Source organism: Sphingomonas sp. C3-2 (genome assembly GCF_033025475.1).
Classification (GTDB): Bacteria; Pseudomonadota; Alphaproteobacteria; order Sphingomonadales; family Sphingomonadaceae; genus Sphingobium_A.
The window spans coordinates 299,563-313,942 of the sequence record NZ_CP130322.1 but is presented as its reverse complement, the minus strand read 5'-3'; the positions used below and the strand labels follow the sequence as shown (position 1 = coordinate 313,942).

Here is a 14,380-nt window from a genome sequence, read left to right as displayed (position 1 = left end):
GCCGTAGCTTTAGGTGCTTGGAGAAGAGAGTGGTGGACGCACTAGGGCTCGAACCTAGGACCCGCTGATTAAGAGTCAGCTGCTCTACCAACTGAGCTATGCGTCCACTCTGGGCATCTTTCTGGGAAGTGGTGGACGCACTAGGGCTCGAACCTAGGACCCGCTGATTAAGAGTCAGCTGCTCTACCAACTGAGCTATGCGTCCACTTTTTCCAGATAATCGGCCGTTTTGGTCGGCGGCGCGATCAAGATGGGAGCCCTTTACCGGGGGATTTCCAACTTGCAAACCCTAAATTCAATTCAGCGACGATTTTCCTTTCGACGCTCGGTCGATCGACATCATGATGCCTATGCAGATCATCACGGTCATCATCGCCGAACCCCCGAAACTAAAGAGCGGGAGAGGGATCCCAACCACCGGTGCCATGCCCATGACCATTGCAAGGTTGATCGCCACATAAAAGAAGATCGTGGTGGCGAGACCTGCTGCTGTCAGCCGCGAGAAGCGCGAATCGGCGCGTTGACCCACACGCACGCCCCAGCGGACGAGCATGATGAAGCCGATGATCACTGCTAGGCCGCCAATCAGCCCCCATTCTTCCACCATGGTGGCGAATACGAAGTCGGTATGGCCTTCGGGCAGATAATCGAGATGGCTTTGGCTACCGTTCAGGAAGCCTTTACCAAAGATTCCGCCCGATCCGATCGCGATCTTGGACTGGCTGATATGATAGCCCGCGCCCAGCGGATCGCTTTCGGGGTCAAGAAAGGTGAAGACGCGCTTCTGCTGATATTCGTGCAGCATCGAGAAGACGATTGGCACTGCGGCCGCGAGGGCGAGCCCGCCACCGACAAAAAGGTATAGCGGAAGGCCCGCCAGGAACATGACCGTCAGGCCGCCCGCGATGATCATGAGCGCGGTGCCGAGATCGGGCTGGAGCAGAACGAGGATAGCGGGCAGGCCAATGGCAACGGCGGGCGGCCAGATCGCTGTCCAACTGCGGATATGGCTGGCAGGCAGCAGATCGTAGAATCGTGCCACGGTCAGGACGATGGCGAGCTTCATCATTTCCGATGGTTGGATGCGGATAAAGCCCAGATCGAGCCAACGCTGGCTGCCACCGCCGACAAAACCGAGCAGTTCGACGAGAATAAGCAGGACCAGAACGATGACGTAGATTGGGATGGCAGCCGTTTTCCAGAACCCCTCGGGCACGCGCGACAGGACGATTGCCATGACGAAGAAGACGCAGAAGCGCAGGCCTTGCGACATTGCCCATGGGCGAAGATGTCCGCCCGCCGCCGAATAAAGCACGACCAGACCGAAGGTGGTGATGCCAACCACGAGCAGCAGCATTTTCCAGGGAAGGCGTGCGAGCGGGGCGGGAACGAAGGAGGGGCCGGTCATTCGGGATCCTGGGCGTTATGCGCCGTTCCATGCGCGGTATTGCTGGTGGTATTCGCGGAGGCACCGGAAGTATTGGCGGCTGCTGCCGCCGCCTGTTCGGCCGCAGCTTCGGGATCGGCCGCTGCCCTTTTTGCGGCCTTGTAGCGTGTGGCTTCTGTGGCCATGCGCGTACCGATGTCACCGCCCCACTGCTTTTCAAAGGCGTTGAGCTTTTCCATCGCCTTGGCCGGATCGAACAGATAGAGAAGCGTGTCGCTTGCGACGGGGGCGGCGGCGCCTGAACCCGACATGCCGTGTTCGATGACGACGGCTGCGGCGTAACGCGGATTTTCCACCGGCGCGAAGCATACGAAAAGGCCGTGGTCGCGATATTTCCATGGCACGTTATAGCCGCCGCGTGCGCCGCCGGCGATGCGGCGCACCTGTGCCGTGCCGGTCTTGCCGCCCATGCGCACATCGGCGAGAGGCAGGCGGCTGCGCCCGGCCGTGCCGGCACCGTTGACGACTTCGTCCATCCCAGAGCGAACGAGCGCGAAATGCTCCTGCGGAATGCCTTCGATAAAGGGCGCCTGTTGTGGCGGGTGGGCCTGAAGATGTGGGGCGAGCGCACGCCCGGATGCAATGCGCGCGGACATCAGCGCAAGCTGCAATGGGCTGACGAGCAGGTAACCCTGACCGATCGAGGTGTTGAGCGTGTCCGACACGCTCCATTCCTGCTTGAAGCGCCGCTTTTTCCACTCGGGATCGGGGACGGTGCCATAGCGTTGCGACGGAACGGGTAGGGGGTGATCGGCGCCCAGTCCCATTTTGCGCGCCGCCTCTGCGATCCGTTCGATCGAGGCGCGCCGTCCCATGGCGTAGAAATAGGTGTTGCAGCTCTTTGCGATGGCGCGGTGCAGGTTCATCGCGCCATGGCGTCCGAGGCAACCGAAGCGCCGGTTGCCGAGCTGATAACCGCCGTTGCAAAAAACGGTTTCTTCGGGGTCCACGCCAGCGCTGAGCAGCGCCAGCGCTGTCATTGGCTTGAAGGTCGATCCTGGCGGATAAAGCCCCTGAAGAGATTTGTTCATCAGCGGAACGCGCTCGTCCTCGGACAACATGTTCCATTCGTCATGGCTGATGCCATCGGAAAAGCTGTTGGGATCGTAACAAGGCATCGATGCCATGGCGAGAATATCGCCATTATGGCAATCGATCACGACGCAGGAGCCGGATTGTGTGCCAAGGCGCCGTGCGGCGTATGCCTGGAGCCCGGCGTCGATGGTGAGCTTTACCTGATTGCCCGGCGTGTCCGGCCGTGTCGTCAGTTCGCGGACGAGCTTGCCGCGCGCGGTAACCTCGGTGCGCTTGGCGCCGGGCTTGCCGCGCATATCGAGGTCGAGCATTTTTTCGATGCCGTCCTTGCCGACCTTGAACCCAGGCGTGACGAGCAGCGGATCGCGCGACTTTTCGTAATCCTTGGACGAGGCCGGGCCGACATAGCCGACCAAATGCCCAACCGCGGCACCATCCGGATAGAAGCGTGAATAGCCGCGCGCCGGGCTGATGCCGGGAATGTCCGCAAGCTGGACGCTGATCGCGGCATATTGCTCGTACGTCAGCCGTTCGGCGACGGGAACGGGCTGATAGCCGGCAGCCTTTTCCAGGTCCTCCAGAATGCGCGCGCGTGCGTCATCCTCAAGTCCCAGCAGATCGCCAAGCGCGGTGACGGCATGGTCCGCGTCGAGGATGCGATCAGGAATGAGGTCGACACGAAAATCGGTACGGTTCATCGCGATCGACCGCCCGAAACGGTCGACGATCCAGCCGCGCCGTGGAGGAATGAGCTGCAGGTTGACGCGGTTGCTTTCGGACATGAGCGAGTAACGCTCGTTCTGCGCGACCGACAACCAACCTAACCGGCTGGCAAGGATGACCCCCACGCCCGCCTGCGCTGCGCCCAGAAAGACCGAGCGCCGCGTAAAGACCAGCGATTGCTGCCCTTCGGTGAGGACGATTTTGCGCTTTTCCTTCATTGCGCCAGACCCATCAGGACAGGCGCCAGCGATCGAGCATGGCGCAGAAGCGCGCAACGGCGGGATAGAGAAGGATGGAAAGGATTATCTGAGGCGCGATCTGCACAAGTTTTCCGTTACCGCCAGTCATGTTCGAGGCGAGAAGCCCGCCGCCGAGCGCGAAGAGGATGGCCGCTGCGGCGATCAGCCAATCCTGCAGATAATCGCGCCAGACGAGGCGACGATCAACTATGTCGAGGGCGATGAGGATGGCGGTCCACAGGAAGATGGCGCTCCCCATCGGATCGCCGCTGAAAAAATCATCGACGAGACCAAGGGGGATGCCCATCCAGGCGGGCCATAGTTCGGGGCGCAGCAGGCGCCAGCTGAGGAAAAGCATGAGCCCGAACGGCGGCAGAAAGGGCCAGTCGGCGATGAAGGGCAGGAGAACGGCGGCTGACCCAATCATCGTCGAAATGATGGGGAGCACCTGTCCGCGCAGGCGTGCGATCTCCTCTTCGCGGTCCGTGCGGATGGCGTTGCTCATTCCGAAGGGGAATCCTGAACGGGGGCGGTTGCCACGACAGGTTGGTAGACCGGCAATACCATCGCGTGATCGGCGCGGTCCGGATTGGCGAGCGGACGTGCAAGCGCGGCGTCGCCGCGCGCGCGGATAGCGATCGCGACCGGGATGCGCGGCGGAAAAACGCCACCAGTGCCCGACGTGACGAAGACGTCGCCTACCTTGAATATGTTCGAACCCGCCGTCAGCGCGCGGACTTCAACCGCGCCGTCGCCAGTGCCCGTCGCAATGGCGGGGAGCCCGTCATTGACCCGGATGACCGGGATAACCATCCCCGTGTCGCTCGCCAAAACGATACGCGCCGAAGTGATACCGGTTTCGATCACGCGGCCGATCAGCCCGTCTGGACCGCGCACGGGCATGCCGTTGCGCACGCCGCTTGACGCGCCCGTTGCCAGCACAGCGAAACGCCGCGAACTGCTGGCGGAAGAACTGATCAGCGGAGCGACGGCGACGGGCACCGAGCCCTGTTCGACGGCATTCAGAAGCCGCTTGAGGCGTTGGTTTTCCTGCTCGGTGGCACGCGCTTCGATCAGCTTGCGTCGGGCCACCTCGAGCTCGGCCCGAAGCGCAGCGTTCTTGCTGGCTGCCTGGAAATATTCCGAGACCGAGCCGCCGCCGTCTGAGGCGCTGTTGACCACCGCCCGCATCCCGTGGGACACGGGGGCAGTGACATCACTGAGCAGCGCCCGGATCGCGTTATGCCCGGCCGGGTCCACCCAGGAGGTGACGACCAGCAAGAGGCCGAGCAATGCGCCGGCCACGGCAACCACATAGCCTGCAAACAGGCCATATTGCGCCTTGCGGGAAAATCCTGGGCGCCGGTTTTGCGGCGGCGCCATGAGCAGCCCCTTCCGATCAGGCCGTCAGGAGAACGCCGCGGAAGACGGGGTCTTCCAGGGCGCGACCGGTGCCGAGCGCAACGCAGGTGAGTGGATCGTCGGCAACGGTGACGGGCAGGCCGGTTTCGTCGCGCAGCACTTCGTCGATCCCCTGCAGCAGCGCGCCGCCGCCGGTCAGTACGATGCCCTGATCGACGATATCGGCCGCGAGTTCGGGCGCGGTGTTTTCAAGCGCGATGCGCACGCCCTCGACGATGGTGCCGACGGGTTCGGAAAGCGCTTCGGCGATCTGGCCCTGATTGATCGTGATTTCCTTGGGAACGCCATTCACAAGATCGCGGCCCTTGATATGGATCGTCTTGCCAACGCCGTCGAGCGGCATCTTGGCGACGCCCACTTCCTGCTTGATGCGCTCGGCGGTTGCTTCGCCGATCAGCAGGTTGTGGTTGCGGCGGACATAGGAGACGATCGCTTCGTCCATCTTGTCACCGCCGACGCGTACCGAAGTGGTATAGGCCAGGCCGCGAAGCGAAAGTACCGCAACTTCGGTGGTGCCACCGCCAATGTCGACGACCATCGAGCCGACGGGTTCGGTGACGGGCATTTCGGCACCGATGGCGGCCGCCATCGGTTCCTCGATCAGCCAGACCTGGCTCGCGCCCGCATTCGATGCCGCATCGCGGATCGCGCGGCGTTCAACGGAGGTGGAGCCCGAGGGGACGCAGATCACGATTTCGGGGAAGCGCGGGAAGCGGCGCTGGCCATGCACCTTCAGGATGAAGTGCTTGATCATCTGTTCGGCGACGTCGATGTCGGCGATCACGCCGTCGCGGAGCGGACGGATGGCTTCGATGCTTCCCGGAGTCTTGCCCATCATCAGCTTGGCGTCTTCGCCGACGGCCTTCACCTTTTTCACGCCGTTCAGCGTTTCGATGGCCACCACCGAAGGTTCGTTCAGCACGACGCCACGGCCACGCAGATAGACCACGGTGTTCGCGGTCCCCAGGTCGATCGCCATGTCATGCGACATCATTTTGAAAAAGTTCAAACGAGAGAAAAACGACATGCGTGTGCCCGTCCAGACTGGTCTTTTGGCTAACAGCCGGAGCCGCGCCAGTAAATAGGTTCCGCTACGGCGCTTTCAGATGTCTGCAAGCACCAATTTTTACTAAACGCCGGGTCGCGGGATGCCGTCGCTTGGGCTAGAGAAAGCCTCATGTCAATACGCCGTCTCCCCGAGCATCTTGTCAACCGTATTGCCGCCGGTGAAGTGGTTGAAAGACCAGCCAGCGCGCTAAAAGAACTGGTCGAAAACGCTATCGATGCGGGATCGACACGAATCGCCGTGCGCATCGCGGGCGGCGGGATCGATCTGATCGAAGTCGTCGACGACGGATGCGGCATGGACCGCGACGAAATGGCGGTCGCGCTCGAACGGCACGCCACCTCGAAACTGCCCGACGATGCTATCGAATTGGTAACCACACTCGGTTTTCGCGGCGAGGCGTTACCGTCGATCGCCAGTGTCTCGCGCTTCGTTCTCGAAAGCCGCGTCCGGGGGCAGGACGGGTGGCAACGGATCGTCGATAATGGCCGATTGGACTCCGAAGGCCCGGCGGCCTTGCCGCCGGGCACACGGATCCGGGTGGAGCGGTTGTTCGAGAAGGTGCCCGCGCGGCGCAAGTTCCTGCGATCGGCCCGCACCGAGCACGCCGCCTGTGTGGACGTGGTCCGCCGGCTGGCGATGGCGCGCCCCGATATCGGCTTTTCGATGGAGCATGAGGGGCGGCGCGTGCTCAACGTCCAGCCGGGCGATGACAGGCCGACCCGCGTGGCGGCGCTCACTGACCGCGCGCTCGCAGAGAACAGCGTTGCGCTCGATTTCGAGCGCGAGCAGGTGCGGTTGGGCGGCGTGGCCGGCATCCCGACGTTCAATCGCGGCGTTGCCGATCACCAATATCTGTTCGTCAATGGCAGGCCGGTGAAGGACAGGCTGCTCGTCGGCGCGGTACGTGGCGCCTATGCCGACTTCCTCGCGCGCGACCGCCACCCGGTCGTGGCGCTCTTCCTCGATCTGCCGCCCGATCAGGTCGATGTGAACGTCCATCCGGCAAAGACCGAGGTTCGCTTTCGCGACCCCGCGCTGATCCGGGGGATGATCGTGAGCGGGCTTCGCCGTGCGCTTGATGCGGCCGGGCATAAAAGCGTCCAGCGCCCGAATGAGGCAGGGCTTGCCAACTGGCAGAGCGAACCGCTGGCGGCGGCGTCGGCAATTGCCTCCGAGGCATTTGGCGGGATTGGCGCGACTGCGGCTGACAGCTTTGCTGCGGCTTTCGCGTCTCCGGCGGTGCCCCGCCAGGCATCGGTCTGGGACCGACGGCCGGGTTTCACGCCACCGCCAGTGATGGGGCGCGCCGAGCCGGCCTATGCGCCGCCGCCAGAAACGGTAAGCTATCCGTTGGGCGTGGCACGCGGTCAGGTGTCCAAAACCTATATCGTTGCCGAGGCCGAGGATGGTCTGGTGATCGTCGATCAGCATGCGGCGCATGAACGTCTGGTGCTCGAACGGATGCGGCGCGCGGTCGAGGGCGGAGGCGTTGCGTCTCAGGCGCTGCTTCTGCCCGAGGTGGTCGAACTGGAAGAGGTCGCCTGCGATCGGCTTGAGGCACGATTGGCGGATCTCGCCGCGTTCGGGCTCGAACTGGAGCGCTTCGGTCCGGCGGCGATGCTCGTGCGCGCGACGCCCGCGCTGCTCGGGCAGAGTGACGTCAAGGGGCTGGTGGCGGACCTCGCCGATGAACTAGCGGCGTATGACGAAGCCTTGTCGCTCAAGGAGCGGATCGACCATGTCGCGGCGACCATGGCCTGCCATGGGTCGGTCCGCGCGGGACGCGTGCTCTCCGTCGCCGAGATGAACGCGCTGCTACGCGAGATGGAGGTTACGCCGCATTCGGGGCAGTGCAACCATGGCCGCCCAACATGGATTAAGCTTGCGCACGCCGACATCGAGAAGCTGTTCGGTCGCAAGTAACGCCAACTCAGGGCGAAGCGAAACCGATGGGGCCGATCTGGAGGACATGCCAGGGCTGCCCGACCAGGTCGCCCGCCACGCGGACATTGGCGCGGCGCATGATTTCGGCGGCCTGTTCGCCGGGCACTTGAAGCTGCGAGCGCCCGCCACCCGGAAAGCGAAGCGTCACGACAAGCGCGGCCTCACCGTCATGGGTGGCGGTGAGGCCGATGGCTTCGATCGTCGCGATCATGGACGAAGCGTCTGGCATCTCAGGCGGCGGCAGATGCCGCCCGGGGCGCTTCGATGAAGACGATGTCGGACGGTGTGATCACGCCGCCGCCCGGGCGGAAAGCAAGAAACAGGTTCCAGCTCACCAGTTGCTGAACGGCATCCTGCACCGGGGTTTCGGGGAGAACGCGCGCGGCGATGCTTTCCCAATTGTCGCCGTGCGCGGGCTGGATGAAGGCGCGGGCGGGGGGGACGCGGATTTCGGACTTGAGCATTGTCTCTCTCCCTCAGGCCGCCTGCGGCACGACATGGCCGGTGCGGGCATCGGTATAGCCCGTGGCGGCATGATAGGCGCGGTAGCCGTTGACGAACACTTCGCGCACGCCCTCTGCGCGGCGGATATAGCGGAAGCCGGGGGCGGGCAGATCGTGCACCGCGATTTCGGGGCCGCGATCAATGGTTTCTGGATCGAACAGCACGATATCGGCGGCATAGCCGGGCTTGATCAGCCCGCGATCGGTGATCCCCCAGATCCGCGCGACATCATGGGTCAGCTTGTGGACGGCGGTCTCGACCGACATGGATTTATGACCACGAACATAATGGCTGAACAGGAAGCCGGTATCGCCGTACGTGGAGAAGTTGGTGACGTGCGCGCCGCCATCGCCCGCACCGATGCTGATCAGCGGATCGGCGAGAAAATGGGCGATCTTGCCCGTCCGATTATGACCCAGCGCCTCAAGCCCGAACGAGGTCTGCAGATCGTCGGCAAGCGCGATGTCGATGATCGCTTCCGCCAGATGGCAGCCACGCTCGGCGGCGATATCGCCGAGGCGGCGCCCCAGCAGCGCTTCGCTGGCCTTGCCCGGCCGCTTGATGAAGGCATCGGCGAAATCGAGCGCGAGGCCGATCGGCATCATGAAGCTCTCAATCTCTTTCTTCAGTTGCTCGCGATATTCGGGATCGCGCAGCTTTTCGAGCTTTTCGGCGTGCGGCAGCAATGTGGTCGCCCACCAGGTTGGCAGCGTCGCAAAGGTCGACATCGGCGCGGTGAGATCGAATGACAGATCGATCGGCCTCGTCTGCATCTGCGGAATGACGCGTGCGCCGTAAGCGGTCTGGAGGCGGATGCGTTCGAGCGCGATGTCGATGAGATCCGGCGCCGAATTGCTGTCGAACAGCGGCGAGAAGGTAATCGTCAGGTCATGCTTGCGTGAAAGATCGCCGAGGATATCGATGCGCGCGCACAGGATATTGGCATCCCAGAATTCGGGGACGATCTGGAGGATCGCGCGTCGTTCGCCGAGCACGGCACACAGCGCATCAAGCTCGCGCGGTTCGGCCATGCGGGCCGGGACCGGGCGGTTTTCATGATCGATATCGACCCAGGATCCGCTCATCCCGATCGCGCCGGCGTCGAGACATTCACGCAGCGCGGTCTGCATCGTCGCGATTTCCGCATCGGTGGCCGGGCGTTCGCGCGCTTGCTCGCCCATCACCCAAAGCCGGATCAGGCTGTGGCCGACGAGCGGTGCCACGTTGATGCCGAGTTGGGCCCGAATGGCGGCGAGATATTCGGCAAAGCTTTCCCACGCCCAGGTGAGCCCGGCGTCGAAGGCATTCTGAGGCATTTCCTCGATCTTACGGAACGTGGCGCCCAGCAACTCGCGATGTTCGGCGCGGAGCGGAGCGAGGCTCAGCGAACAGTTGCCGGGGACGATCGTGGTGACACCGTGTTCAAGCGCGGGCTGGGCAAGCCCATCCCAGACAAGCTGTGCGTCGTAATGCGTGTGCGGATCGATAAAGCCGGGAGCGAGCACCAGTCCGTTGGCGTCCACCGTTTCGGTGGCTTCGCCCGGTACGTCGCCAACCGCGACGATGCGTCCATCGCGCACGCCGACATCGCCGGTGAACGAAGGCCCGCCAGACCCGTCACATATCCGTGCATTCCGAATGAGGAGATCCAACCCCATGATGCTTTTCCTCTCGCTGGTGCAAGCGGCGCAGGTGCGCCGTCCGCTTGTTCTATATATTCAATACATAGTGTAACGTATATTGCAATAATTTACGAAACACTGTGCATCGAAAATGTCGTGTTGAGCGGATGTGGGTTGATGCGTAAGGATGCGCGGAGCCAAGCGCATTTCGGAGACGGCAGTGAAGAGCAAGGGGGAGGGGCAGGGCGCGGCGACCGCAGTGCGCGGGCGTGGCCGTCCGCGTAATCCGGAGAATGACGCCGCGATCCTGAAGGCGGCGCGCGAAATTCTGGCGACCAGCGGTTTCGACGCGCTGACCTTCGAGGCGGTGGCGCAGATGACGGGGATTTCGCGCGTCACCATCTATCGGCGCTGGCCGAGCAAGGCGCATCTCGTCAACGAGATCGCCAATGGCGGCGATGACCGCTTTCCCGATGTGATCGAGGCCGAAGGGCTGATGGCCGAAATTCGCGCGTTGCTCGGCATGATCCACGACCGTTACAGCCGCAAGGATGTGGCGGCGGCAGCCATCGGGATGATCGTATCCTGGCAGAAAAACCCGGGATTGCTCGTCGAGCTGGACGCCTGGCGTGAGCTCGAGGCACGCGATGCGCTGAAGACGACGATCGAAAAGGGCAAACGGCTGGGGCTGGTGCGCGCGGATGTCGATAGCGATGCGGTGTTCGATATCGCGGTGGGATCGATCATGTACGGGACATTGTTCAGTTCGCGGGCCGATCGCAGGCCGGCGATCGACCGGATCGCCGAACTGATCGTTCATGGTGCCGCGCCCATGGCATAGGGCCGGGCATTTCGCCGCGGCCCCCGCCTATTATCAGCCCTTGGCGGCGGCGTAGGTCCAGTCCCAATGGCCGTCGGGCGGACCGTCCTGGAAGCCGAATTCCTCGCGGATATCGGCAATCGTCCAGTCGAAATAATCTTCCCATTTCAGCATGAAGAGCGGCTTTTTCTGCTTTTGGCCAAGCGCATGGCCGCGCGCGAGACCTTCAAGATAGGCCGGGGTTAGTGCTGGGTAGTGGCAGGCCGCGCGCATTAGCCCGGTGGTGACGAGGAACAGCCCGTGGCGGTTGAGTTCGGCTGCGAGTTCGACGCCGAAATAATTGATGACCGCCATGGTGTTCGCCATGATCAGCGCGCTTTCGCCGACGGGGCTGGGATCGAGCCCGGTAACCATATGCTCGATATCGTGCACCTGAATGCGGCGCTTGTTGATATATTCATAATCGTCCTTGGGCTCGCCCGTGAACATGAAGTCGATATCCATGCCGCTGTCGGCGATGAAGGCGTGGACGCGCGCGCCGAGCGTGCCGGGGGCATGGTCCTTCACCGCATCGGCCTGAAGGTTCGAGACGAAGCGCGCATCGAGCCAAGCGCGAAATTCGGGAAGGCGCGCGCGGGCGTCGGCGATGCCGCCGTAAAGTGCGGCACCATCTGTCACCTCGGCAAAGGCGCGGTTGATTTCGGGGACGAGATAGGCGCCCGGCAGATCATGCCCGTCGCGCTTGAGGCCCATCTGGGCAAACAGGTCGCGAAACAGCGGATTGTTCAGATATTTCGACGTGCTGATGAGGAGGCTGCCGGCGATCGGTTCATTGCCGCCCTTCAGATAGGCTGCTTCCTGCGCGGCAAGCTCGAGCCCGAGATCCTGTGCCATCCGTTGATCCTCTCCTTATATAAAACCCGGCGTACGGCGGGGCGGAAGGGGAAAAGGGGGAGCCGCAAAGGGCCCCCCAAGGTTCCGTCACGCCCCTTTTCGTGCCGGAAAGCGTTCAGAACTTGAACGCAAAGTCGATGCCATATGTGCGTCCACGATCGGGTGCGATGACCTGGTTGATCGCCACAGGGCCGAAGGTGGCGAAGCGTTCGTTGAAGAGGTTCTTGCCCCAGACCGAAATGTCGATCGCGGTATTTGCCAGCGGCAGCGCCGCGATGCCCGCGCGCGCATCGACCAGCGTGAACGCCTTGGCCGTGGCGAGTGCATCGAGGGCGGGCGAGCCAGACGGAAATTCGGTGAGCGGCGTGCTCGACCGATAGCGCGCCTCGGCGCTTACAAAGACGTTGCCGCCGCCCGGCAATTCGGCAAATTCATAATTGCCGGCGAGACGGGCGTTCCATTTCGGCGTGTAGGTGACACGCGCGATATCGGCCACATCATTGAACTGGTCGTTCACTTCGTCGTAGACCAGATATTCCTTATATTTGAAGTTGGTATAGCCGACGCTTGCATCGAGCGTGAAACCATCGAACGGTGCGGCCTGGAATTCGCCTTCAATCCCCCAGATCCGTGCCTTGCCGGCATTGTCGAAACGCTGCACGCCGCCGACAAAGGATGCGGTCTGCAGATCCTTATAATCCGAATAAAAGGCCGCAATATTGGCGCGCAGGCGATTGTCGAACCACTGAGACTTGAGGCCGACTTCATATGAGGTCAGGTTTTCCGGCTCATAAGGAATGGCACCCAAAATGCCGCCCGCGACATAGCCGCTGGCGATCTTGGCATAGGTGGTGACATCCTGATTGGGGCGCCAGGTGACGATGCCGGTATAGTTGAACTTGCTGTAGCTCGTCTTGTAGACGCGCCCCGGAATGAGCCCGCTGCCCCCGGCGCCTGCCGCGCTGATCAGCATCGTTTCGCGATCGTCGATCGTGTAGCGCGCACCCAAGGTGAGGTCGAGCTGATCGGTCGCATGCCAGGTGGCCTGGCCATAGGCCGCCATGGAATCGTTGATCGCGCGGGTGCGGGTGACGCCGCTGCCGAACGCATCGTCGAGCGGGGTAGGCAAGACGACGCCGTTCATCACCGGCTGGAAAATGCCAAGCACGTTGGTCGCCGGTGAGTTTTCGTGGAAATAGAACAGACCCGAGGTGAGATCGACGCTGTCCCAGTCGAAAATGAACTGAAGTTCCTGCGTAAACTGTTTCTGACTGGTCGAGCGCGCGGTGAGCAGGGTGAACAGGCTGTCATTGGGACCGGGCTGATTGGCCGGATCGAGCACGCCCGTAACATCCCCGGTCAGAAGTGCGCCGAGTTGCGCGACGCTGAAGCGAAGGCCGCCGGTTGCCCCGAGATCGTGGATATTCGGTTTCTGCTTCATTTTGCGATAGGCGGTGATGCTCTTCACCGTCAGTTCGTCCGCAACATCCCATTGGAAGGTGAGATTGTGCCCCTCGACGGTGAGCGGCTGGACGCTGGTGGCTGCGGCGACCTCGGGAAGCAGCGATCGGCCTGCATTGGTGATCCCGCCGGTCATCGGCTGGAAGGCGATGATGGCGCCGGCAAGCTGACCCACTGCATCGGGCGTCGTGCCGAGGAATTGCATCGGCCCCGCTGTGGTCTTTGAATCGGTATAGTCGAAATGATAATCGACCTTAAATTCGGGCGCGATGTCGAGCCGCGCGGCGACCTGGACCGCGTCGACATTCTTGGCGCCAAGCTCACGCGCGTAGGTGAGTGTGCCAAAATCCGGCTGACGCAGGCTGAAATCGAGCGTTTTGCCGGCGAGCAGGTTCTTCGAATAGCCACCCATCTCGTCGTGCAGATAGGAGAGCTTGAGGCTGAGCGGACCCATTGCGGGAAGGTTCAGGATCGTCCGTGCGCGGAAGGCATCGAAATTGCCGTAGGACACCTGCTGCTTGATGCCGAATTCGCCCGTTGGGGCGGCGCTGACAAGGCTGATCGCACCCCCCGTCGAGTTGCGGCCGAACAGCGTGCCCTGCGGACCGCGCAGGATTTCGACGCGTTCGAGATCGGCGAGATCGAATACCGAACCCACCGAGCGGCCGATATAGACGCCGTCGAGATAGATGCCGATCTTCGGATCGACGCCGTTGTCCGACGTGCCCGAAAGCAGGCCGCGGATCTGGATGATGGGGATCGACTGTACGCCCTGCGTCGTCAACTGGACGTTGGGTGCGAAGCCGCTCAATGATTCGACATTGGTGATACGGGCATTGTCGAGCAGTTCGCTCGACAGCGCAGTGACGGCGACCGGAACCTTTTGCAGGCTTTCTTCCTTGCGCTGCGCGGTGACGATGATGTCTTCGAGCCCGACCCCCGATCCGGCAGCCTGATTTTGCGCCCATGCGGGGCTCGCGGTGGCCAGCATGGCCAGAACAGACGCAGACGCACAATAGCTACGCATACCCATTCTTATCCTCTCCCATCGATTATTCTGCGCGATCCTCATCACGCGGATCATCGCGGACGCGTGTTGCGCGCGAGTCCTTGAGATGGGTCGTTTTTATTGAATACAGTGCGTATCGTATATGTTGTGCTGTGACAACAATATTGGTGCGCACGGCGCATGGCCTGCGT

12 protein-coding genes and 2 tRNA genes are annotated in these 14,380 nt (G+C 62.5%); 2 read left to right on the top strand and 12 right to left on the bottom strand.

Features of this window, described 5'->3' with window-relative positions:
* Positions 1-30: 30 nt before the first annotated feature.
* The 7 genes from QYC26_RS01435 to QYC26_RS01405 form a co-directional block, all read right to left on the bottom strand.
* Positions 31-106: transfer RNA gene (locus QYC26_RS01435), tRNA-Lys, on the bottom strand.
* Between the two features lie 23 nt (positions 107-129).
* Positions 130-205: transfer RNA gene (locus QYC26_RS01430), tRNA-Lys, on the bottom strand.
* Positions 206-295: 90 nt separating this feature from the next.
* A complete protein-coding gene (gene rodA, locus QYC26_RS01425; RefSeq protein ID WP_317513629.1) occupies positions 296-1,408 on the bottom strand; it encodes a rod shape-determining protein RodA in 1,113 nt (370 codons plus the stop codon).
* Positions 1,405-3,423, bottom strand: coding sequence for a penicillin-binding protein 2 (gene mrdA, locus QYC26_RS01420; RefSeq protein ID WP_317513628.1), 2,019 nt, complete (start codon positions 3,421-3,423; stop codon positions 1,405-1,407). The genes rodA and mrdA overlap by 4 nt, the downstream gene beginning before the upstream one ends.
* Before the next feature lie 13 nt (positions 3,424-3,436).
* Positions 3,437-3,949, bottom strand: coding sequence for a rod shape-determining protein MreD (mreD, locus tag QYC26_RS01415; protein ID WP_317513627.1), 513 nt, complete (start codon positions 3,947-3,949; stop codon positions 3,437-3,439).
* Positions 3,946-4,827: a rod shape-determining protein MreC gene (gene mreC / locus QYC26_RS01410; protein WP_317513626.1), complete on the bottom strand. Its 882-nt coding sequence runs from the start codon at positions 4,825-4,827 to the stop codon at positions 3,946-3,948. The genes mreD and mreC overlap by 4 nt, the downstream gene beginning before the upstream one ends.
* Before the next feature lie 16 nt (positions 4,828-4,843).
* On the bottom strand, positions 4,844-5,893 hold the full coding sequence (locus QYC26_RS01405) for a rod shape-determining protein (RefSeq protein ID WP_317513625.1): 1,050 nt from the start codon (positions 5,891-5,893) through the stop codon (positions 4,844-4,846).
* A gap of 150 nt (positions 5,894-6,043) precedes the next feature.
* Here QYC26_RS01405 and mutL point away from each other — a divergent pair, with 150 nt between their 5' ends.
* Positions 6,044-7,858, top strand: coding sequence for a DNA mismatch repair endonuclease MutL (mutL, locus tag QYC26_RS01400; RefSeq protein ID WP_317513624.1), 1,815 nt, complete (start codon positions 6,044-6,046; stop codon positions 7,856-7,858).
* Between the two features lie 7 nt (positions 7,859-7,865).
* Here mutL and QYC26_RS01395 read toward each other — a convergent pair whose 3' ends face one another.
* The 3 genes from QYC26_RS01395 to QYC26_RS01385 are packed head-to-tail and all read right to left on the bottom strand — an operon-like array spanning position 7,866 to position 10,041.
* Positions 7,866-8,090, bottom strand: a complete 225-nt coding sequence (locus QYC26_RS01395) for a hypothetical protein (protein WP_317513623.1) — start codon at positions 8,088-8,090, stop codon at positions 7,866-7,868.
* Positions 8,091-8,109: 19 nt separating this feature from the next.
* A complete protein-coding gene (locus QYC26_RS01390; protein ID WP_317513622.1) occupies positions 8,110-8,343 on the bottom strand; it encodes a hypothetical protein in 234 nt (77 codons plus the stop codon).
* A gap of 12 nt (positions 8,344-8,355) precedes the next feature.
* On the bottom strand, positions 8,356-10,041 hold the full coding sequence (locus QYC26_RS01385) for an N-acyl-D-amino-acid deacylase family protein (protein ID WP_317513621.1): 1,686 nt from the start codon (positions 10,039-10,041) through the stop codon (positions 8,356-8,358).
* Between the two features lie 184 nt (positions 10,042-10,225).
* On the opposite strand from QYC26_RS01385, the gene QYC26_RS01380 reads away from it, so the two are divergent.
* Positions 10,226-10,846 carry a TetR/AcrR family transcriptional regulator gene (locus QYC26_RS01380; protein ID WP_317513620.1) on the top strand — a complete coding sequence of 207 codons (621 nt, stop codon included), beginning with the start codon at positions 10,226-10,228 and terminating at the stop codon, positions 10,844-10,846.
* A 33-nt stretch (positions 10,847-10,879) separates the two neighbouring features.
* On the opposite strand, the gene QYC26_RS01375 is transcribed toward QYC26_RS01380, so the two are convergent.
* Both QYC26_RS01375 and QYC26_RS01370 read right to left on the bottom strand, forming a co-directional pair.
* Positions 10,880-11,719 (bottom strand): Coq4 family protein, encoded by an 840-nt coding sequence (locus tag QYC26_RS01375; protein ID WP_317513619.1) that lies wholly within the window; start codon positions 11,717-11,719, stop codon positions 10,880-10,882.
* A 115-nt stretch (positions 11,720-11,834) separates the two neighbouring features.
* The gene (locus QYC26_RS01370) at positions 11,835-14,213 is read right to left on the bottom strand and encodes a TonB-dependent receptor (RefSeq protein WP_317513618.1); all 2,379 of its coding nucleotides are present in this window, start codon (positions 14,211-14,213) and stop codon (positions 11,835-11,837) included.
* Positions 14,214-14,380: the final 167 nt, after the last annotated feature.

Excerpts from the sequence above, each read along its gene's own strand:
- rodA (WP_317513629.1), bottom strand. The coding sequence starts at position 1,408 with ATGACCGGCCCCTCCTTCGTTCCCGCCCCGCTCGCACGCCTTCCCTGG.
- mrdA (WP_317513628.1), bottom strand. The coding sequence starts at position 3,423 with ATGAAGGAAAAGCGCAAAATCGTCCTCACCGAAGGGCAGCAATCGCTG.
- mreD (WP_317513627.1), bottom strand. The coding sequence starts at position 3,949 with ATGAGCAACGCCATCCGCACGGACCGCGAAGAGGAGATCGCACGCCTG.
- mreC (WP_317513626.1), bottom strand. The coding sequence starts at position 4,827 with ATGGCGCCGCCGCAAAACCGGCGCCCAGGATTTTCCCGCAAGGCGCAA.
- QYC26_RS01405 (WP_317513625.1), bottom strand. The coding sequence starts at position 5,893 with ATGTCGTTTTTCTCTCGTTTGAACTTTTTCAAAATGATGTCGCATGAC.
- mutL (WP_317513624.1), top strand. The coding sequence starts at position 6,044 with ATGTCAATACGCCGTCTCCCCGAGCATCTTGTCAACCGTATTGCCGCC.
- QYC26_RS01395 (WP_317513623.1), bottom strand. The coding sequence starts at position 8,090 with ATGATCGCGACGATCGAAGCCATCGGCCTCACCGCCACCCATGACGGT.
- QYC26_RS01390 (WP_317513622.1), bottom strand. The coding sequence starts at position 8,343 with ATGCTCAAGTCCGAAATCCGCGTCCCCCCCGCCCGCGCCTTCATCCAG.
- QYC26_RS01385 (WP_317513621.1), bottom strand. The coding sequence starts at position 10,041 with ATGGGGTTGGATCTCCTCATTCGGAATGCACGGATATGTGACGGGTCT.
- QYC26_RS01375 (WP_317513619.1), bottom strand. The coding sequence starts at position 11,719 with ATGGCACAGGATCTCGGGCTCGAGCTTGCCGCGCAGGAAGCAGCCTAT.
- QYC26_RS01370 (WP_317513618.1), bottom strand. The coding sequence starts at position 14,213 with ATGGGTATGCGTAGCTATTGTGCGTCTGCGTCTGTTCTGGCCATGCTG.